15 protein-coding genes are annotated in these 20,205 nt (G+C 70.6%); 12 read left to right on the top strand and 3 right to left on the bottom strand.

Annotation, left to right across the window (positions count from 1 at the left end):
• Positions 1-568 precede the first annotated feature (568 nt).
• The 5 genes from dnaE (at position 569) to PIJ49_RS14545 (ending at position 7,839) form a co-directional block, all read left to right on the top strand.
• Positions 569-4,051, top strand: coding sequence for a DNA polymerase III subunit alpha (dnaE, locus tag PIJ49_RS14565; protein WP_066658059.1), 3,483 nt, complete (start codon positions 569-571; stop codon positions 4,049-4,051).
• A gap of 10 nt (positions 4,052-4,061) precedes the next feature.
• Positions 4,062-4,886, top strand: a complete 825-nt coding sequence (locus PIJ49_RS14560; protein WP_271826920.1) for a hypothetical protein — start codon at positions 4,062-4,064, stop codon at positions 4,884-4,886.
• A complete protein-coding gene (gene hisD / locus PIJ49_RS14555) occupies positions 4,886-6,196 on the top strand; it encodes a histidinol dehydrogenase (RefSeq protein WP_271826919.1) in 1,311 nt (436 codons plus the stop codon). Before PIJ49_RS14560 ends, hisD begins: the two co-directional genes overlap by 1 nt.
• A 72-nt stretch (positions 6,197-6,268) precedes the next feature.
• Positions 6,269-6,766, top strand: coding sequence for a transcriptional regulator NrdR (nrdR, locus tag PIJ49_RS14550; RefSeq protein WP_066653777.1), 498 nt, complete (start codon positions 6,269-6,271; stop codon positions 6,764-6,766).
• 65 nt (positions 6,767-6,831) lie between these two features.
• Entirely contained in the window at positions 6,832-7,839 is a 1,008-nt protein-coding gene (locus tag PIJ49_RS14545; RefSeq protein WP_066658063.1) for a quinone-dependent dihydroorotate dehydrogenase, read from the top strand.
• A 549-nt stretch (positions 7,840-8,388) separates the two neighbouring features.
• Here the strand turns inward: PIJ49_RS14545 and PIJ49_RS14540 are convergent.
• Entirely contained in the window at positions 8,389-8,964 is a 576-nt protein-coding gene (locus tag PIJ49_RS14540) for a DUF3043 domain-containing protein (protein WP_066653782.1), read from the bottom strand.
• Between the two features lie 51 nt (positions 8,965-9,015).
• Here PIJ49_RS14540 and PIJ49_RS14535 point away from each other — a divergent pair, with 51 nt between their 5' ends.
• The 6 genes from PIJ49_RS14535 (at position 9,016) to PIJ49_RS14510 (ending at position 15,944) form a co-directional block, all read left to right on the top strand.
• On the top strand, positions 9,016-10,461 hold the full coding sequence (locus PIJ49_RS14535) for a dipeptidase (protein ID WP_271826918.1): 1,446 nt from the start codon (positions 9,016-9,018) through the stop codon (positions 10,459-10,461).
• Positions 10,462-10,644: 183 nt separating this feature from the next.
• Positions 10,645-11,019, top strand: a complete 375-nt coding sequence (locus PIJ49_RS14530) for a HesB/IscA family protein (RefSeq protein WP_066653793.1) — start codon at positions 10,645-10,647, stop codon at positions 11,017-11,019.
• A gap of 291 nt (positions 11,020-11,310) precedes the next feature.
• Positions 11,311-12,213, top strand: coding sequence for an aa3-type cytochrome oxidase subunit II (gene ctaC / locus PIJ49_RS14525; protein WP_066653795.1), 903 nt, complete (start codon positions 11,311-11,313; stop codon positions 12,211-12,213).
• A gap of 11 nt (positions 12,214-12,224) precedes the next feature.
• Positions 12,225-13,961, top strand: coding sequence for an aa3-type cytochrome oxidase subunit I (ctaD, locus tag PIJ49_RS14520; RefSeq protein ID WP_066653797.1), 1,737 nt, complete (start codon positions 12,225-12,227; stop codon positions 13,959-13,961).
• 4 nt (positions 13,962-13,965) lie between these two features.
• Positions 13,966-14,382 (top strand): cytochrome c oxidase subunit 4, encoded by a 417-nt coding sequence (locus PIJ49_RS14515; protein ID WP_066653799.1) that lies wholly within the window; start codon positions 13,966-13,968, stop codon positions 14,380-14,382.
• Positions 14,383-14,570: 188 nt separating this feature from the next.
• Complete coding sequence (locus PIJ49_RS14510; protein ID WP_066653802.1) at positions 14,571-15,944, top strand: glucose-6-phosphate dehydrogenase; 1,374 nt, start codon at positions 14,571-14,573, stop codon at positions 15,942-15,944.
• A 248-nt stretch (positions 15,945-16,192) separates the two neighbouring features.
• On the opposite strand, the gene PIJ49_RS14505 is transcribed toward PIJ49_RS14510, so the two are convergent.
• On the bottom strand, positions 16,193-18,079 hold the full coding sequence (locus tag PIJ49_RS14505; protein WP_271826917.1) for a glycoside hydrolase family 15 protein: 1,887 nt from the start codon (positions 18,077-18,079) through the stop codon (positions 16,193-16,195).
• Between the two features lie 88 nt (positions 18,080-18,167).
• The gene (locus PIJ49_RS14500) at positions 18,168-19,232 is read right to left on the bottom strand and encodes an App1 family protein phosphatidate phosphatase (protein ID WP_066653808.1); all 1,065 of its coding nucleotides are present in this window, start codon (positions 19,230-19,232) and stop codon (positions 18,168-18,170) included.
• Positions 19,233-19,384: 152 nt separating this feature from the next.
• Between PIJ49_RS14500 and PIJ49_RS14495 the strand changes: the two genes are divergently transcribed.
• Positions 19,385-20,032, top strand: a complete 648-nt coding sequence (locus PIJ49_RS14495; RefSeq protein WP_066653809.1) for a TetR/AcrR family transcriptional regulator — start codon at positions 19,385-19,387, stop codon at positions 20,030-20,032.
• Positions 20,033-20,205: the final 173 nt, after the last annotated feature.

Genomic DNA, 20,205 nt, shown 5'->3' with positions numbered 1-20,205 from the left:
CGGAACACGCGCGGCGTGTCCTGCCCGCTCGGGCGGGGCCAGCGCGGCGCGCGTCGGGACGGGAGGCGCGTGGCGGGGCCCGCCGCGTGCCTCCCGTCCGCCGTCGGGTGGCATCCCGCGTCGGGTCCCGAACGGGCCAGATCTGTCGCGCTCGGTGCCCTCGCCCGACGTGTTGGGCCCGCTCGGCGGAACACGCGCGGCGTGTCCTGCCCGCTCGGGCGGGGCCAGCGCGGCGCGCGTCGGGACGGGAGGCGCGTGGCGGGCCCGCCGCAAGCCTCCCGTCCGCCGTCGGGTGGCGTCCCGCGTCGGGTTCCGAGCGGGCCAGATCTGTCGCGCTCGGTGCCCTCGCCCGACGTGTTCCGCCCGCTCGGCGGAACACGCGCGGCGTGTCCTGCCCGCTCGCGGTGCGGCACCGCCGGACGCCGGTCGGCGGGCACGCCGGACACGCGGGGGACGTCGGTGCCGGCGGTTAGAGTTGTCCCGCCCCGCAGCAGTCCCCGTCGTAACCGGAGGTCCCGTGTCGGATTCCGACTCCTTCGTCCACCTGCACGTGCACAGCGAGTACTCGATGCTCGACGGTGCCGCCCGGCTGAGCGACCTGGTCGCCGAGACCGCCGCGCAGGGCATGCCGGCCGTCGCGGTCACCGACCACGGCAACATGTTCGGCGCGTTCGAGTTCTGGAAGGCCGCGAAGGCCGGTGGCGTCAAGCCGATCATCGGCACCGAGGCGTACATCACGCCGCGGACCCACCGGTCGGACAAGACCCGCATCCGCTGGGGTGACGGCGGCGGTGACGACGTGTCCGGCTCGGGTGCGTACACCCACATGACGATGTTCGCCGAGAACACGACGGGCATGCACAACCTGTTCCGCCTGTCGAGCCGGGCGTCGATCGAGGGGTACTACTTCAAGCCCCGCATGGACATCGAGCTCCTCGACCAGTACCACGAGGGGATCATCGCGACGACGGGCTGCCCCTCGGGCGAGATCCAGACGCGCCTGCGCCTCGGGCAGTACGACGAGGCGCTCAAGGCGGCGGCGGACTACCGCGACATCTTCGGCAAGGACAACTACTTCGCCGAGATCATGGACCACGGCCTCGAGATCGAACGCCGGGTCATCGAGGACGTCGTCCGCATCTCGAAGGACCTCGGCATCCCGCTGGTCGGCACGAACGACCTGCACTACACGCACTCCCACGACGCGAAGTCGCACGCAGCGTTGCTCTGCGTGCAGTCCGGGTCGACGCTCAACGACCCGAACCGCTTCAAGTTCGACGCCGACGAGTTCTACCTCAAGACGCCGCAGCAGATGCGCCACGTCTTCCGCGACCACCCCGAGGCCTGCGACAACACCCTCCTCATCGCCGAGCGGTGCAACGTCGAGTTCGACACCGCCGCGAACTACATGCCGAAGTTCCCGGTGCCCGAGGGTGAGACCGAGCACTCCTGGTTCGAGAAGGAGGTCGCGAAGGGGCTGCAGTACCGGTACCCGGGCGGCATCTCGAAGGAGGTCCAGGACCGTGCCGACTACGAGGTCGGGATCATCAACCAGATGGGCTTCCCGGGCTACTTCCTGGTGGTCGCGGACTTCATCAACTGGTCGAAGAACAACGGCATCCGCGTCGGTCCGGGCCGAGGGTCCGGTGCCGGCTCGATGGTGGCGTACGCGATGCGCATCACCGACCTCGACCCGATCCGGCACGGCCTGATCTTCGAGCGCTTCCTCAACCCGGACCGCGTCTCCATGCCCGACTTCGACGTCGACTTCGACGACCGGCGCCGCGGTGAGGCGATCAAGTACGTCACCGAGAAGTACGGGTCCGAGCGCGTCGCGCAGATCGTCACCTACGGCACGATCAAGGCGAAGCAGGCGCTCAAGGACTCCTCGCGGGTCCTCGGCTTCCCGTTCGGCATGGGCGAGAAGCTCACCAAGGCGATGCCGCCGCCCGTGATGGGCAAGGACATCCCGCTCACCGGGATCTTCGACAAGGACCACCCGCGGTACAAGGAAGCGGTCGACGTCCGGACGGTCGTCGAGACCGATCCCGAGGCGAAGACCGTCTTCGACACGGCGCTCGGGCTCGAGGGCCTGAAGCGGCAGTGGGGCGTGCACGCCGCCGGTGTGATCATGTCGAGCGAACCGCTCATCGACATCATCCCGGTGATGAAGCGCGAGCAGGACGGCCAGATCGTCACGCAGTTCGACTACCCGGCAGCGGAGTCGCTCGGCCTGATCAAGATGGACTTCCTGGGCCTCCGGAACCTGACGATCATCAGCGACGCCCTCGACAACATCAAGACGAACCGTGGGATCGAGCTCGACCTCGAGACCATGGGCCTCGAGGACGACGCCGCGTACCAGCTCCTCCAGCGCGGCGACACCCTCGGCGTCTTCCAGCTCGACGGCGGCCCGATGCGCGGCCTGCTCCGGCTCATGAAGCCGGACAACTTCGAGGACATCTCCGCGCTCATCGCCCTGTACCGCCCCGGCCCCATGGGTGCGAACTCGCACACGAACTACGCGCTCCGCAAGAACGGCGAGCAACCGATCACGCCGATCCACCCGGAGCTCGAGGAGCCCCTGCAGGACATCATCGGCACGACCTACGGCCTGATCATCTACCAGGAGCAGGTCATGGCCATCGCGCAGAAGGTCGCGGGCTTCTCGCTCGGACAGGCGGACATCCTCCGCCGCGCGATGGGCAAGAAGAAGAAGTCCGAGCTGGACAAGCAGTACGCCGGCTTCGAGAAGGGCATGCAGGACAACGGCTACTCGGCCGCGGCGATCAAGACGCTGTGGGACATCCTGCTGCCGTTCTCCGACTACGCCTTCAACAAGGCGCACTCGGCGGCGTACGGCGTGGTGTCGTTCTGGACCGCCTACCTCAAGGCCCACTACCCGGCGGAGTACATGGCGGCGCTGCTGACCAGCGTCGGCGACGCCCGCGACAAGCTCGCGCTGTACCTGAACGAGTGCCGCCGCATGGGCATCCGGGTGATGCCGCCGGACGTCAACGAGTCGATCGGCTTCTTCGCCGCCGTCGGTGACGACATCCGCTTCGGCATGGGCGCCATCCGCAACGTCGGCTTCAACGTGGTCGACGACATCGTGAAGGCGCGCACCGAGAAGGGCGCGTTCGAGTCGTTCCACGACTTCCTCCGGAAGATCCCGATCTCGTCGGCCAACAAGCGGACGGTCGAGTCGCTCATCAAGGCGGGTGCCTTCGACGAGTTCGGTGACACCCGGCGTGCGCTCGTCGAGATCCACGAGGGCGCGGTCGAGGGCGCGGTGAAGGTCAAGCGCGACGAGGCCAACGGCAACATCGGTTTCGACTTCGACTCGCTCTTCGCCGAGGTGGCCGAGGAGACCCCCGCTGCAGCGCCGGTGTCCCAGGTGCCGGACCGCCCGGAGTGGGCGAAGCGCGACAAGCTCGCCTTCGAGCGGGACATGCTCGGGCTGTACGTGTCGGACCACCCGCTCGCCGGTCTCGAGATCGAGCTCGCGAAGCACCAGTCGATCACCATCGCCGACCTCATCGCCGCAGACGACGGCATCGAGGGCGAGACGGTCACGGTCGCCGGGCTCCTGACGAGCGTGCAGCACCGGGTCGCGAAGTCGAGCGGCAACCCGTACGGCATCGTCCAGATCGAGGACTTCGGCGGCGAGATCGGCGTCATGTTCCTCGGCAAGACGTACCAGGAGTTCGGTCCGTCCCTGGTGGCGGACTCGATCGTCGTCCTGCGCGGCCGGGTCAACGTGCGTGACGACGGCAAGGCGCTGCACGCCGTGAGCATGTTCCAGCCGAACGTCGGCGACGCGATGGGGTCCGGCCCGTTGACCCTGTCCCTGCCGGAACGCCGGGCGACGACCTCGACGGTGACCGAGCTGGCCGCGGTGCTCGGCCGGCACCAGGGGGAGACCGAGGTCCGCCTCAAGCTGCTCAAGGACGACGTCGCGCGGACCTTCGAGCTGCCGTTCCCGGTCAGCCTGACGCCCGACCTGTTCGGCGAGCTGAAGAGCCTGCTCGGACCGCGCTGCCTGGTCTGAGGCGGTCGACGTGATCGTTCCCGGAGCACCGCGGCCGTCGGCCGTGGTGCTCCGGGCGTTCGGAGCGGGGGAGCGGCGCCCGCTGCTGCTGCCCGGCGGGCAGGGCACGACGTGGCGCGCGGGCGGGATCGTCCTGCGGCCGCACGGGGACGCCCGGGAGGCCCGGTGGCGGTCCGCCACGCTGGCCCGCCTCGCGCACTCCGACCGCTTCCGCGCGCCGCGTCCCGTGGCGTCGGCCGACGGGTCCTGGCTCGTCGACGGGTGGGAGGCATGGGAGTGGCTGCCGGGCGCGACCGACCCGAGCCGCGTCGACGAGGTCCTCGCCGCCGGCGATGCCTTCCACCGAGCGGTCGCCCACCTGCCCCGCCCGGCGTTCCTCGACCTCGTCGACGACCCGTGGAGTCGGGCGGACCGGATGGTCTGGGCCGGGACGCTGCGGCCGTCGGGGCCGCTGCTCGACCGGCTCGCTGCGGCGTTCCGGCCGGTCCGAGCGCCGTCGCAGGTCGTGCACCGTGACCTGCTCGGCAACGTGCTCTTCGCCGCCGGGGAGCCACCAGCCGTCTTCGACTGGGCACCCTCGTGGCGCCCGGCCGGGTACGCCTCTGCGATCGCCGTCGTCGACGCGGTCTGCTGGCACGGGGTCCCCGTCGAGCGGCTGCCGGCGCTCGGGCAGCTCGCCGGGGTGTCCGACTGGCCACAGCTGCTCGTCCGGGCGCTGGCCTTCCGCGTCCTCGTCCTGCACGTGCTCGGGGTGTGGGACGACGACCACGCCGAGCGGCACCGCCCCCTCGCGACGGCGCTCCTGTCGGGTGCCGCCGGTACGCTTGACGCCTGATGATGCAGCGAATCGACCTCCGCGGCGGACTGCCCGCCCGTGCCGACCTCCTCCGCCTGATGCCCCGCGCCGTCGGTGACGTCTCGCACGCCGTCGACGCCGCCCGCACCCTCGTGGACGCGGTCCGGCAGGACGGGGCGGCCGCGCTCCGCGAGCAGGCGGAGCGGTTCGACGGAGGAGCCCCCGAGCACGTCCGGGTCCCCGCCGCCGAGATCGCCGCGGCCGTCGCCGGTCTGACGCCGGAGCTGCGCGAGGCCCTGGACGAGGCCATCCGTCGCGTCCGTGCTGCGAGTGCTGCACAGGTCCCGGCTGCGTCGGTCACGTGCCTGGCCGACGGCGCCGAGGTCCACCAGCGCTGGCGGCCGATGCGTCGCGTCGGGCTCTACGTGCCGGGCGGCAAGGCCGTCTACCCCTCGAGCGTCGTGATGAACGTGGTCCCCGCGCAGGTCGCGGGCGTCGGGTCGATCGCCCTCGTCTCGCCGCCGCAGCGCGACCACGGCGGGCGCGTGCACCCGACGATCCTCGCCGCGGCCGGACTGCTCGGCATCGACGAGGTCTACGCGATGGGCGGGGCCGGTGCGGTCGGTGCGCTGGCGTACGGCGTCGCCGAGATCGGCCTCGAGCCGGTCGACCTGGTCACCGGTCCGGGCAACAACTTCGTCGCAGCGGCCAAGCGCCTGGTGCGCGGGGTCGTGGGCATCGACTCCGAGGCCGGCGCGACCGAGATCCTCGTCATCGCCGACGACACCGCGGACCCCGGCTACGTCGCCGCCGACCTGGTGAGCCAGGCCGAGCACGACGAGCAGGCCGGCAGCGTCCTGGTGACCACCTCGGCCGCGTTCGCCGACGCGGTCGAGGCCGCGATCCCGGAACGGGTGGCGGCGCTGGGGACGGCTGCGCGCCTCCAGACCGCACTCGACGGCCCGCAGTCCGCGATCGTGCTCGTCGACTCCCTGGCCGACGCGGCGACCGTCAGCAACGCGTACGGGCCCGAGCACCTGGAGATCCAGACGGCGGACGACGACGCCGTGCTGGCGGACATCGACGCGGCGGGAGCCGTCTTCGTGGGGCCGAGCACCCCGGTGAGCCTCGGCGACTACCTCGCCGGGTCGAACCACGTGCTGCCGACCGGTGGACAGGCACGGTTCGGGTCCGGACTGTCGGCCTCGACGTTCCTCCGACCGCAGCAGGTCATCCGCTACACGTCCGCCGCGCTGGCCGAGGTCGCGCCGCACATCGTGGCGCTCGCGACCGAGGAACAGCTGCCCGGTCACGGTGCCGCGGTGACGGAACGCACCGGGCGGTCCTGAGCGCCGCCGATCGTCCACAGGGTCGTCACCGCACCCTGTGGGCGTCGTCGAGCCGATAGCCTGGGACACGACATGTTCTGCCCCTTCTGCCGCCACCCGGACTCCCGCGTCGTCGACTCCCGCACGAGCGACGACGGCACCTCGATCCGTCGCCGACGCCAGTGCCCGAACTGCGGGCGCCGGTTCTCGACGACGGAGACCGCGTCGTTGAACGTCGTGAAGCGCAACGGCGTGACCGAGCCGTTCAGCCGCGACAAGATCGTCTCCGGTGTGCGCAAGGCGTGCCAGGGACGCCCGGTGACCGACGGTGACCTCGCCGTGCTCGCACAGCGCGTCGAGGAGACCGTGCGCTCGTCGGGGTCCAGCCAGATCGACGCGAACGACATCGGTCTCGCCATCCTGCCGCCGCTGCGCGAGCTCGACGAGGTGGCGTTCCTGCGGTTCGCGAGCGTCTACCAGGCCTTCGACACGCTCGAGGACTTCGAGGACGCGATCGCGCAGCTGCGCCGTGACCACCACGCAGCCGGGGCCGCAGCGTCCGGCGGTGCCGGCTCGGGCAGCAGCGCGTGAGCGGGGTCGCGGAGCGCCTCGTCCGGAACGGGTACGCGGTCGTCTTCCGGACGGTGTTCGCCAACATGGACCCGGAGCGCGCACACCACGTCGCGTTCGCCGTGATCCGCGCACTGCCGAGGGTGCCGTTCCTGAACGGCACGGTGGAGCGCTACGCCAGGCCAGCAGCTGCCGACGGGATCACGACGATGGGGATCCACTTCCCCTCGCGCTTCGGTCTCGCGGCCGGCTTCGACAAGGACGCCAAGGGCATCGCCGGACTCGGGCTGCTCGGGTTCGGGCACGTCGAGGTCGGCACGATCACCGCGAAGGCGCAGCCCGGCAACGACAAGCCCCGGCTCTTCCGGCTCATCCGCGACAGGGCGCTCGTCAACCGGATGGGGTTCAACAACCACGGTGCCGCCAGGGCTGCACGGCGGCTCGAACGGGCACGACGGCACCCGGGTCGCCCGGTCATCGGAGTCAACATCGGCAAGAGCCGGGTCGTCGCGGTCGAGGACGCGGTCGACGACTACCTCGAGTCGACGCGCCTGCTCGCCCCGTTCGCGGACTACCTCGCGGTCAACGTCAGCTCGCCGAACACGCCCGGTCTCCGCGGGCTGCAGGAGGCCGACCAGCTCCGACCCCTGCTGACGGCCGTCCGCGACGCTGCGGGGCGGACCCCGGTGCTCGTGAAGATCGCCCCGGACCTGACCGACGAGCAGATCGATGCGATCGCCGGGCTCGCGGTGGACCTCGGACTCGCCGGCATCATCGCCAACAACACGACGATCGCCCGCACCGGGCTGACCACGCCGGACGCCGAGGTCGAGGCCATGGGTGCCGGCGGCCTGTCGGGTGCCCCGATCGCCGTTCGGTCGCTCGAGGTGCTGCGTCGGGTCCGTGCCGCGGTGCCGCAGGACTTCTGCGTCGTCGCCGTCGGGGGAGTCACGAGCGAGCAGGACGTGCAGGACCGCATCGACGCGGGCGCCACGCTCGTGCAGGGGTACACGGCGTTCCTCTACGAGGGGCCGACCTGGGCGATGCGCATCAACCGGCTGCGGCGTCGGCGGCTGCGGCGCGCAGCGCGGTAGCGGCAGGCGGCACTCGCTCTGCGCCGACCGTGGTGTCGGTGCTCCGCACACGGCCCACTGCCCGTCGGGCTGTTCGCCGGTTGGCCGGCCCGCCGGTTCGCCCAATCTCGTGGCAGGACCCGCCGCCCGCTGCCGCTCTCGTCGCACGACCTGCCGCTCATGTTCGCTGGGTGCGGCATGTCCTGCGACTGGAAGACCGCAGGACCGGGACCGGGACCGGGACCGCCGAGCGTCGGAGCGACCGGGCGACCGCAGGACCGGGACCGCCGAGCGTCGGAGCGACCGGAGCACCGCGGGATCGGGACCCCGGGACCGGGACCCCGGAGCACCGGAAGGCCAGCCGTCCGGAGGGCACCGAGCCGACCGAGCAGGACACGCCGCTCGCGTTCGGCGTTCGGGCGTGATCCGTCGGCGCGCGACGCCGACCGAGACGGATCTGGCCCGGTCGACGACCACCGGCAGGCACCGCGCGACCCCGGAACACCCCGGAGCAACCCGGAACGACGAAGCGCCACCCGGCTCGGCCGGACGGCGCTCGTGGCAGTGCGCCTACAGCGAGGGGTACTCCCCGCGGCGCACCTGCGGCTTCGGCAGGCGCAGGAAGCGGAGCTGCCACGCCCGCGTCAGGATGTAGAAGAACGTCCCGCGCTGCATGTCGCCGAACTTCGCGGTGATCTTCTTGCGCAGCGAGAGCCACAGCACGATGCAGTCGAGGACGAACAGCGCGACGAACGCCCACACCAGCAGGAGCGAGTACGACGCCAGGACGGTCTGCGCTGCGGCGAACCCGACGATGAGGAACAGCACGAGCACGGGCATCATGACCTCGCCCACGTTCCAGCGCGCGTCGATCCAGTCGCGGACGAACTTGCGCTGCTCGCCCTTGTCCTTCACCGGGAGGTAGCGTTCCTCGCCGTTCGCCATGCCGACACGGGCCTTCTCGCGCTCCGTGTTGAGCCGCGCGCGAGCGGCCTTCTTGTCCTGCGGGCTGTTGCCGACGAGCGGGCGACGGTTGGCTGCCTCGCGCTCACGACGCGACGGCGTCGGACGACCCTTGCCGGACTCGAGGAGTTCTTCCTCCGACGGGTTGACGGTCGTGTTGGTCTTGGGGGCTGCCTTCGCCACGGTGCGTTCCTGACTGCGGTTGCGTGCTGGATCTCCTCTAGATTACGGGACATGACCGACACCGACCAGCACAGCCCCGCGACCGACCCCGCGCTCCTCGACGCCCTCCGCGAACACGTGCAGGGAGGCCTGCCGACGACGATCGCCGACCTGTCCGCGCTGGTCCGGCTGCCGTCGGTGTCCTGGTCGGCGTTCGACCCGGCGCACGTGCAGGCGAGTGCCGAGGCGGTCGCGGACCTGGCCCGGTCGACGGGGGTCTTCGCCGACGACGCCGTCCGCATCGTCCGTTCCGCGGTCGAGGGGGAGACCGCGGGCGCGGAGGAGGCCGGCCGCGAGCTCGGGCAGCCCGCCGTCCTGGCGGTGCGTCCTGCGCGGAACGGGAAGCCGACCGTCATGCTCTACGCGCACCACGACGTGCAGCCACAGGGCGACGACGCCCTGTGGGAGACCCCGCCCTTCGAGCCGACCCTCCGCGGCGACCGCCTGTACGGTCGCGGCGCCTCGGACGACAAGGCCGGCGTGATGACCCACGTCGCCTCGCTCCGCGCGCTGCACGCGCAGTTCGGCGACGACCTCGACCTCGGTGTCGTGCTCTTCGTCGAGGGCGAGGAGGAGTTCGGCTCCCGCTCGTTCCGCACCTTCCTCCGCGAGCAGAAGGAGCACCTGGCGGCCGACGTCATCGTCGTGGCCGACAGCGACAACTGGTCGGTCGACGTCCCGTCGATCACCGTCTCGCTCCGCGGCAACGTGACGTTCCGCGCGACGCTGACGACCCTCGAGCACGCGAGCCACAGCGGCATGTTCGGCGGTGCGGCCCCGGACGCCATGATCCCCATGGTCCGGCTGCTCGCCTCGCTGCACGACGACGACGGCTCGGTCGCCGTCGAGGGGCTCACGGCGTACGACGCCGACGTGCCCGAACGCTCCGAGGCCGAGCTCGCCACCGACGCGGCCCTGCTCGAGGGCGTCCGGCCGGTGGGGACGGGCCCGGTGCTGTCCCGGATGTGGTTCCAGCCGTCGATCACCGTGACGGGCATGGACGTGCCGAGCGTGGCGAACGCGTCGAACACCCTGCTGCCGACCGTCGCCGCCCGCGTCTCGGTCCGCGTGGCGCCCGGACAGTCGGCGACCGACGCGTACGCGGCCGTCGAACGCCACCTCCGCGCCCACGTGCCGTTCGGCGCGAAGCTCGACGTCACCGAGGTGGACACCGGCGACGGCTTCCTCGTGGACACCGCCGGCTGGGCGGTGCAGGAGGCCCGCACGGCCATGCACGAGGGCTGGGGCGCGCCCGCCGTCGAGCAGGGCATCGGCGGATCCATCCCGTTCGTCTCCGACCTGGCCGCCGAGTTCCCGGAGGCGCAGATCCTGGTGACGGGTGTCGAGGACCCCGACACCCGGGCGCACAGCCCGAACGAGTCGCAGCACCTCGGGGTCCTGCACCGCGCGATCGCATCGGAGACGATCCTGCTGGCGCGCCTGGCGACGCGCGCCTGACGCGTCCCCACCGCTTGTGGGGACCGGGGGAGTGCCGGACGGGAGGCCCGTGGCGACGCCGCCACGGGCCTCCCGTCCGTCGTCCGGTCCCGCCCTGTGCACGGACGGCCCGTCCTGTCGGCTCGCGTGCTTACAATCGACCCCAGGCGCGGTGACCGACACCGCCCGGAGGGAGACGCGCGGATGAGCGACACCATCACCGACAACGCACCGGCGACGGACGCACGTGCCCACGGGGTCGCGCTCAGCGACGCTGCGGCGGCGAAGGTGGCGAGCCTGCTGGAGCAGGAGGGGCGCGACGATCTCCGCCTGCGCCTCGCGGTCCAGCCCGGTGGCTGCTCGGGCCTGATCTACCAGCTGTACTTCGACGAGCGCCTGCTCGACGGGGACGCCACGACCGAGTTCGGCAGCGGTGTCGAGGTCGTCGTCGACAAGATGAGCGTCCCGTACCTCGACGGCGCCACCATCGACTTCGAGGACACCATCCAGAAGCAGGGCTTCACCATCGACAACCCCAACGCGCAGGGCAGCTGCGCGTGCGGCGACAGCTTCCACTGACGCCACGGCGGGCGGTTGTCCGCCGACCGAACCGACACGCGAGCGGGGAGTGACCGATCTGGTCGCTCCCCGTTCGTCGTCCCCCGCGCTGCCCGAGCCCGCCCGACCGGGGGAAAGCGGTGCGCCGGGGTCGACCATGCCGCGCCGGACCGCGCCCGGTGTGCGCGAGACGTCACCGGCTGCGAGTAGGCTAGGAGTGTTCCAATCAAGCTGGGAACCAGCAATGAGCGGCCTCCGTGCTCGGCACGGTCGCACCGCCGGTGCCTCAGCAACGTCTTCCGAGAGGTAACAGTGCGTTCGAATCGCCGTATACGTTGGGCGGCCGTCCCGGTGGCCGTCGGTCTGGTCATCGCACTGGCTGGCTGCACGCAGCAGCAGATGAACGGATGGCTCCCCGGCACGGAGGAGACGAAGGACGTCACGAACCACACGAGCCGCATCGTCGGCCTGTGGACCACCAGCTGGATCGTCCTGCTCGCGGTCGGTCTCATCGTGTGGGGCCTGATCATCTGGGCGGCGATCGTCTACCGCCGTCGCAAGGGCCAGACCGGCCTGCCGGTGCAGATGCGGTACAACATGCCGCTCGAGATCTTCTACACGATCGTGCCGCTCATCCTCGTGCTCGGCTTCTTCGCGTTCACCGCGAAGGACCAGTCCGCGATCGAGAAGCCCTTCGACGACCCGGACGCCACGATCCACGTGTACGGCAAGCGCTGGGCCTGGGACTTCAACTACATCGACAAGGACAACCCGAAGGACAGCGTCTACTACCAGGGCATCCAGGCCCAGGAAGAGGAGAACGGCGACGGCGCGATCGACGAGTCGCAGCTCCCGACGCTGTACCTGCCGGTCGGCAAGAAGGTCGAGATCGAGCTCTCCTCGCGCGACGTCGACCACTCCTTCTGGGTCATCGACTTCCTGTACAAGAAGGACATGCTCCCGGGCAAGACCAACTACGAGTACTTCATCCCGCAGAAGGAAGGCACGTACCAGGGCAAGTGCGCCGAGCTCTGCGGTGAGTACCACTCCCTGATGCTCTTCCAGGTGAAGGTCGTCTCCGACTCCGAGTACCAGCAGTACCTCGACACGCTGCGCGAGCAGGGCAAGGTCGGTCTGCTCGGCAACGAGTACGACACCAACACGAACGAACCGAACAACCAGGCGCCGGTCGAGGCGTCGAGCGAGAACAAGTAGGGGTCCGTCAGATGACAACGTCACTCGTCGGCCAGCCGACAGCGCCGACGACGCCGGACTTCCAGGCGTCCAAGGTCGGTCGGAAGGGCAACATCATCGTCCGGTGGATCACCTCCACCGACCACAAGACCATCGGGTACATGTACCTGATCGCCTCGTTCGTCTTCTTCCTGCTCGCGGGCGTCATGGCGCTCGTGATCCGTGCGCAGCTCTTCGAGCCCGGCCTGCACGTGGTGGAGACGAAGGAGCAGTACAACCAGCTCTTCACGATGCACGGCACGATCATGCTGCTGATGTTCGCGACGCCGCTCTTCTCGGGCTTCGCGAACGCGATCATGCCGCTGCAGATCGGTGCGCCGGACGTCGCGTTCCCGCGTCTGAACGGGTTCGCCTTCTGGCTCTACCTCTTCGGCTCGCTCATCGCGGTCGGCGGCTTCCTCACCCCGCAGGGTGCCGCGTCCTTCGGCTGGTTCGCCTACGCGCCACTGAGTGACACGACGTTCACACCGGGTCTCGGTGGGACGCTCTGGGTCTTCGGCCTCGGCATGACCGGCTTCTCGACGATCCTCGGCGCGGTGAACTTCATCACGACGATCATCACGATGCGCGCCCCGGGCATGACGATGTTCCGCATGTCGATCTTCACGTGGAACACCCTCGTGACCTCGCTGCTCGTGCTGATGGCCTTCCCGGTGCTCGCCGCCGCGCTGTTCGGCCTCGGTCTCGACCGCGTGTTCGACGCGCAGATCTACAACCCGGCCAACGGCGGTGCCCTGCTCTGGCAGCACCTCTTCTGGTTCTTCGGCCACCCCGAGGTGTACATCATCGCGCTGCCGTTCTTCGGCATCGTCTCCGAGGTCTTCCCGGTCTTCAGCCGCAAGCCGATCTTCGGCTACAAGACCCTCGTGTACGCGACCATCTCCATCGCGGCCCTCTCGGTCACGGTGTGGGCGCACCACATGTACGTCACCGGTGGCGTCCTGCTCCCGTGGTTCTCGCTCATGACGATGCTCATCGCGGTCCCGACCGGCGTGAAGATCTTCAACTGGGTCGGCACGATGTGGCGCGGTTCGGTCACGTTCGAGACCCCCCTGCTGTGGGCCGTCGGCTTCCTCATCACCTTCACGTTCGGTGGTCTCACCGGTGTGATCCTGGCGTCGCCGCCGCTCGACTTCCACGTGTCCGACTCGTACTTCGTCGTCGCGCACTTCCACTACGTGGTCTTCGGTACCGTCGTGTTCGCGATGTTCTCCGGCTTCTACTTCTGGTGGCCGAAGTGGACGGGTCGCATGCTCAACGAGCGCCTCGGCAAGATCCACTTCTGGCTGCTGTTCATCGGCTTCCACACGACGTTCCTCATCCAGCACTGGCTGGGCGTCATCGGCATGCCGCGTCGTTACGCGACCTACCTGCCGAACGACGGGTTCACCTGGATGAACCAGCTGTCGACGATCGGCTCGATGATCCTCGCGATCTCGTTCCTGCCGTTCATCTTCAACGTCTACGTGACCGCACGGAACGCCCCGAAGGTGGCCGTGAACGACCCGTGGGGCTACGGCCGCTCGCTCGAGTGGGCGACCAGCTGCCCGCCGCCGCGCCACAACTTCACGTCGATCCCGCGGATCCGTTCCGAGTCCCCGGCGTTCGACCTGAACCACCCGGAGGCCGGTGTGCCGATCGGTGTGGGTCCGGCGAAGGACGCTCCGGACGCCCCGACCTACGACGCCGCGAAGGGCGAGGTGAAGTAACGCCATGCGCGCCAACACCAACCTGTTCTGGATCCTGTTCGTCTTCTTCGTCCTCGCGGACGCGGCGTACACCATCTGGGCGCTCATCTACTACGGGCGGCCCGAGTGGGTCGGCACCGTGGCGATCGGCCTCACCGGGATCATGTCCGCGTTCATCGCGTTCTACCTCGGGAAGGTCATGTCCTCGCAGGGCGGTGTCCTCCCCGAGGACCGCCCCGACGCGAACATCGAGGACGGCGACGCCGAACTCGGGCACTTCAGCCCGTGGTCGTGGTGGCCGATCCTGCTCGCCGGTTCGACCGCGATCTGCTTCCTCGGTCTCGCGGCCGGCCTCTGGATCGTGCCGATCGGGCTCGCGCTCGTGACGGTCACCCTCGTGGGCTGGGTCTACGAGTACTACCGCGGCAACTTCGGACACTGATCCGAACCACCTGACACCTCGGGCGGCACCACATCCGGTGCCGCCCGTGGTGCGTCCGGGGCCCGTACCCCACCCGGCCCGAGCTCTCGGCCCGGATCGGGTATCCCGGAAGTCACAGGGAATCAACCGGCCCGCGCGCGGCTTGACCCGTGCGGACCCCGCAACCACAGCGAAAGGACTCACCTCCGGTGACCGACAAGCGCACCCTCATCATCTTCGGCGCGACGGGCGACCTCGCCTCCCGCCTGCTGCTCCCGGGACTCGGCACGTTCCTGCAGAGCGGTCGAGCGGTCCCCGTCCAGCTGATCGGCACGGGCCGCAGCGCCCGCAGCGCGGAGCAGTGGAAGGACGTCGTCACGAAGTCCTTCGCGTCGCAGGACGTCAAGGGTCCCGAGGTCGACGCGACCCTCGAGTCCACGACCTTCATCCAGGGCGACCCGACCGACCCCGAGCACCTCAAGGCGCTGCTCGACGCGGCCGAGGCCGAGCCCATCCTCTACTTCGCGCTCCCGCCGCAGATCGCCTCGGACATCTGCGAGGCGCTGCAGGGCGTCGAACTCCCCGAGGGCACGACCCTCGCGTTCGAGAAGCCCTTCGGCACCGACGTCGCCAGCGCCGAGGCCCTCAACAAGACCGTGCTCGAGCTCGTCCCCGAGGAGCGCGTGCACCGCACGGACCACTTCCTCGGTCGCACCACGGTCCTCAACATCATCGGTCTGCGCTTCGCGAACCGCCTGTTCGAGCCGATCTGGAACGCGGACAACATCGAGAAGGTCGACGTCTTCTACGACGAGACCCTCGGGCTCGAGAACCGGGCGCAGTACTACGACGAGGCCGGCGCCCTGGTCGACATGATCCAGTCGCACCTGCTGCAGATCCTCGGCCTGGTGACGATGGACGCCCCGTCCGCGATCGACGCGGTCGAGTTCCGGTCGTCGCTCGCCCGTGTCCTCCGGTCGACCCGCCTCAAGGGCGACGACGCGAAGATCGCCTCGCGCCGCGCCGTCTACACGGCCGGCACCATCGACGGCAAGGAGCTGCCGTCGTACCAGGACGAGGACGGCGTGGACAAGTCGCGCGGTACCGAGACCCTCGCCGAGATCCAGGTCGAGGTCGACACCGCGCGCTGGAAGGGCGTCCCCTTCACCCTCCGCTCCGGCAAGGCGCTCGGCGCCAGCCGCAAGGAGGTCCTCATCACCTTCAAGCCCGTGACGCGCCTGCCCTCCGGCCTGTCCGGTCGGCCGAAGGCGGACACGCTGCGCATCGTCCTCAACCCGGACGAGATCGAGCTGAGCGTGTCGGCGAACGGCGGCGGCAACCCGTTCGAGATGGGGCAGGTCACCCTGTCCTCGTCGTTCGACGACGGCGAGCTCACCCCCTACGGCGAGGTGCTCAACGGCATCTTCCACGACGACCCGCTGCTCTCGATCCGCGGCGACGTCGCGGAGCGGTGCTGGGAGATCGTCGAGCCGGTCGTGGACGCCTGGAAGTCGGGCGACGTGCCGCTCGAGGAGTACCGCGCGGGCTCGCGCGGTCCCGCGGACTGGGAGTCGTCGTCCTGACCGACGCCGTCTCCTGACGGAGCCACCTGACGGACGGGAGGCGCGGTGCCGGCTGGCACCGCGCCTCCCGTCCGTTCGTCTGCCCGTTCCTTCCCGGAACGCGTGACGTGCCGTGCGGAACCGGGCGTACCTGCCGGATCAGGATGACCAGGTACGCCCGGATGGACCAGGTACGCCCGGATGGACCAGGTGCGCCCGGAACGACCAGGTGCGCCCAGCACGACGCGTCGCGACGTGCCGCCGGCCGGTCAGGACGGGGCGCCGGCCCGCCGCCCACCGCCGGTCGACGACCGCGTCCCGCCGTCGTGCACGGCGAGCCGCGTCCGGTGGCCCGACGTGGTTCCGCGTGCACGGGCGATCGCGTCGGCCGCGGACACGAGCGTCAGGTGCGACAGCACCTGCGGCGTGTTGCCGATGTGGTGACCGGTCGCCACGTCGATCTCCTCGGAGAGCATGCCGACGTCGTTCGCGTAACCGACCAGGACGTCCATCAGCCGCTCGGCGTCGGCGATGCGCCCGGAGGCGGCGTACTGCTCGACGAGCCAGAACGAGCACGCCAGGAACGGGTGCTCGGAGCCGGACAGCCCGTCGAAGCCCGCGGTGGTCCGGTACCGCAGGACCAGGCCGTGCTCGCCGACGCGGAGGTCCTGCTCGATCGCCGCGACCGTCCCCGTCATGCGCGGGTCGTCGGCGTGCAGGTACCCGATCTGCGGCAGGACGAGCAGACTCGCGTCGACCTCGTCGGTGTCGTAGTGCTGCCGGTAGCTGCCGCGTTCGGCGTTCCAGCCGTGCTCCTCGATCTCCGCGCGGACCTCGTCGCGCAGGCTGCGCCACCGGTCGACGGGGCCCTCGAGGCCGAACTCCTCGACGGCCGCCACCCCGCGGTCGAAGGCGGCCCAGATCATCGCCCGGGAGTGCGTGAAGTGCCGCCGCGGTCCGCGCATCTCCCAGATGCCGTTGTCCGGGTGCTGCCAGTGCTCCTCGACGTAGCCGAGCAGGGCACGCTGCAGGGCCCACGAGTCCGCGTTCTCCTCGACACCGAGCTCGCGCGCGTCGTGCAGGGCGGCCAGCACCTCGCCGAAGACGTCCCCCTGGTACTGGGTCGACGCGCCGTTGCCGAGCCGGACCGGCGTCGAGTCGAGGTAGCCGGGGAGCTCGTCGAGCGTGCGCTCGGGCAGTTCGCGTTCACCGGCGATGCCGTACATGATCTGCACGTCGGCAGGGTCACCTGCGATCGCACGGAGCAGCCACCCGCGCCAGTGCATCGCCTCGTCCCGGTAACCGTGGGCGATGAGCGACGCGAGCGCCAGGGACGCGTCGCGGAGCCAGACGTACCGGTAGTCCCAGTTGCGTTCGCCACCCGGGTCCTCCGGGAGGCTCGTGGTCGCGGCCGCCACGACGCCGCCGGTCTGTCCGTGGGTCATCGCACGGAGCAGCAGCAGGGACCGTCGGCTCGGCTCGGCGTAGGGGCCCTCGGTGTGCGCGGTCGCCATCCAGTCGCGCCACCAGCGCTCCGTCGCCTGCAGTGCGGCGTCGACGTCGAGCGGCTCCGGTGGCTCGCGGTGCGACGGGTACCAGGTGAGCACGGTGTCGACGACGTCGCCGTCGTGCACCGTGACGGTGTGCGTGTGCCGGTGGTCGTCGGCCCGGAAGCGCACGCCACGGACCACCACCGAGCCCGGGCCGGCGGTCGCGAGGAGCGCCGGGTCCTCGTCACCGCCGATCTGCCGGACCCAGGGGAGCGCTCGGGCGTAGTCGAACCGGATGCGGAGCGTCTGCTCGACCTCGACCGAGCCCTGCAGGCCGCGGACCCGTCGGATGATCGCCGCGCGGTGGGCGCCGATCGGCATGAGGTCGGTGACCTCGACGACGCCGGTCGACGTCGTCCACACGGTGGAGAGCACGAGCGTGTCCGGGTGGTGGTGCCGGGTGCTCGTGGCGTCCGGGTCCGTCGGGCGGAGCGACCAGTGCCCGTGGTCCTCGGTCCCGAGCAGTGAGGCGAAGGTCGACGGGCTGTCGAAGCGCGGCAGGCACGCCCAGTCGATCGTCCCGTCGCGGCCGACGAGTGCGGCCGTGTGGGTGTCCCCGATGAGGGCGTGGTCCTCGATGCGGTTCGGCGGGGTGACGGTGCTCATGGCTCGATCCTGGCACCGGCCGCCGCCGTGCGGCCCGGCAGCGCTGAAGGTGTGCACAGCGGAGCCGTCGGAGCTGCCGGTGCAGGGATCAGAGCGGGGCTGACGGGTCGGCGTCGACGAGGCCCACGCGAGCGAGCTCCGACCACATGCCGGCACCGTCCGGGGCGTACACCCACGGTGCGGACCCGGCGCGCGTCCGTTCCTGCGCGCGCGACCGACCACCGGCCAGGACCGCCTCGCTCGTGGACAGCTGCCGGACGGCGACACCGGCGACGTTCTCGGGGTGCTCCCGGGCGAACTCGCCGTAGAGCGTCTCGTCGTGCTGCCCGTCGTCGCCGACCAGGAGCCACTGCACGTCCGGGAAGTCGCTCGCGAGTCGCCGGAGGTTCTGCTGCTTGTGCAGCTGGCCGCTCCGGAAGAAGCGGTCGTGGGTCGGCCCCCAGTCCGTCAGCAGGAGCGTGCCGGTCGGGTACATGTTCCGGGTCAGGAAGCGTTGCAGCGTCGGCGCCACGTTCCACGCCCCGGTCGAGAGGTACACGGTCGGAGCGCCGGGGTGCTGCGCGAGCACGCGTTCGTACAGCACGGACATGCCCGGGACCGGGCGACGGGCGTGCTCGGTCAGGACGAAGGAGTTCCACGCCGCGAGCATCGGGCGGGGGAGCGACGTCACCATCACCGTGTCGTCGATGTCGGACAGCAGACCGAAGCGCGTGTCCGGGTCCACGATGAAGACGTCGGCCTCGACGTCGCGCATCCCACCGGCCGAAAGGCGCACCGTCTGCCATCCGGGTTCGAGGTCGATCGGGACCTTCACGTCGACCACGCCGCCACGGTCGGACTGCACCACGTGGGTCGTGCCGCCGGCCGTCACGGTGACCTCGGCGTCGTCGACGGCGACACTCGTGAAGCTCCGCCAGCCACGAACGCCGTAGTAGGAGGCGTCGGACGCCAGGCCGCGTCGCGTCAGCAGGACACGGCAGAGCACGCGGATCCAGCCCGGTGCGCCGTAGCCCGTGTAGGGGATCACGGTCGGCACGAGCCCGCGACGCCGGGCCCGGTGCTCGCGGAACTCCTGGACGGCGTCCTCGATCCGAGCGGCCCGGTGGAGGATCGGTTCGGCCAACGACGGCTCGTGGGGCGTCGGGTCGGGCATGGCCCCATCCTCCCACGCGCGGGACCCCGGCGGCGGGCGGTGGACGACCACGACGGGGTGAGTCGCAGCGATGATCCAGCCGGTCTGTGCGAGAGTCCTTCCCGTCACATCCCACATGACCGCGCTCCGCCGGGAGCGCAAGAGGAGAACACGTGCTCGTCACCGAGGTATCGAACGCACTGCCGGGGGGATCATCACTGCTCAGGAACGAGCCGGTCCAAGCCCGCAGTTCGGCGCGCCTCGCGGGACTCCTCGACGCCGCGGCTGCCGTGATCGACGAGATCGGGTTCGAGCGACTGACCACCGCGATGGTGGCCGAGCGCGCGGGGGCGTCGATCGGCACGGTCTACCGGTACTTCCCGGACCGCATCGCCGTGGTCGAGGCGCTGGCGATCCGGAGCACCCAGCGGCTCGCCGAGCGCTTCCTCACCGCCCTCGACGAGAGCGACGCCACGACCTGGCAGGACGCGCACGACGCGCTCATCGACGCGACCGTCGAGATGTACCGCGCGGAGCCGGGCTTCCGCGCGATCCGCTTCGGTGACCCCGCGGACACCGGCACCGGTGACGCGGAGGACCGCATGGCTGCGCTGGGGGCAGCCGTCGCGCAGGTCCTGCACGACCGCTTCGGCTACCCGCTGGGCGAGCGTGCGGAGCGCGCCTGGGTCGTCCTGGCCGAGTCCGCGCACGCCGTGATCGCCCGGGCGCTCCGCGACCGGACCGCTCCCGACACCGCGCTCATCGAGGAGTACCGCACGATGAGCCGGGCGCACCTCGAGGCGGTCGCCGCAGCCGCCTGAACCGCGATCGGCCGGACGCGCGACGCGCCCGACCGACGCACCGGACCATCCACCGACGCCCGTGCTCCCGAACAGGGAGTGCGGGCGTCGTTGTCCGCGAGCCGTCATGACCGGTCACGGTGGAACGCTGTCCTCGATGCGCGGGTACGCTCGTGCGGAGTCGGGCTACCTCC

This window comes from Curtobacterium uvaldense, from assembly GCF_028307415.1.
GTDB lineage: Bacteria > Actinomycetota > Actinomycetes > Actinomycetales > Microbacteriaceae > Curtobacterium.
This window is presented reverse-complemented; position numbering and strand designations above follow the sequence as displayed.

Coding starts and splice junctions, on each gene's coding strand:
- nrdR (WP_066653777.1), top strand. CDS start 6,269: ATGTTCTGCCCCTTCTGCCGCCACCCGGACTCCCGCGTCGTCGACTCC.
- ctaD (WP_066653797.1), top strand. CDS start 12,225: ATGACAACGTCACTCGTCGGCCAGCCGACAGCGCCGACGACGCCGGAC.
- PIJ49_RS14530 (WP_066653793.1), top strand. CDS start 10,645: ATGAGCGACACCATCACCGACAACGCACCGGCGACGGACGCACGTGCC.
- PIJ49_RS14545 (WP_066658063.1), top strand. CDS start 6,832: ATGGACCCGGAGCGCGCACACCACGTCGCGTTCGCCGTGATCCGCGCA.
- PIJ49_RS14515 (WP_066653799.1), top strand. CDS start 13,966: ATGCGCGCCAACACCAACCTGTTCTGGATCCTGTTCGTCTTCTTCGTC.
- PIJ49_RS14535 (WP_271826918.1), top strand. CDS start 9,016: ATGACCGACACCGACCAGCACAGCCCCGCGACCGACCCCGCGCTCCTC.
- hisD (WP_271826919.1), top strand. CDS start 4,886: ATGATGCAGCGAATCGACCTCCGCGGCGGACTGCCCGCCCGTGCCGAC.
- PIJ49_RS14505 (WP_271826917.1), bottom strand. CDS start 18,079: ATGAGCACCGTCACCCCGCCGAACCGCATCGAGGACCACGCCCTCATC.
- dnaE (WP_066658059.1), top strand. CDS start 569: ATGCTCGACGGTGCCGCCCGGCTGAGCGACCTGGTCGCCGAGACCGCC.
- PIJ49_RS14500 (WP_066653808.1), bottom strand. CDS start 19,232: ATGCCCGACCCGACGCCCCACGAGCCGTCGTTGGCCGAACCGATCCTC.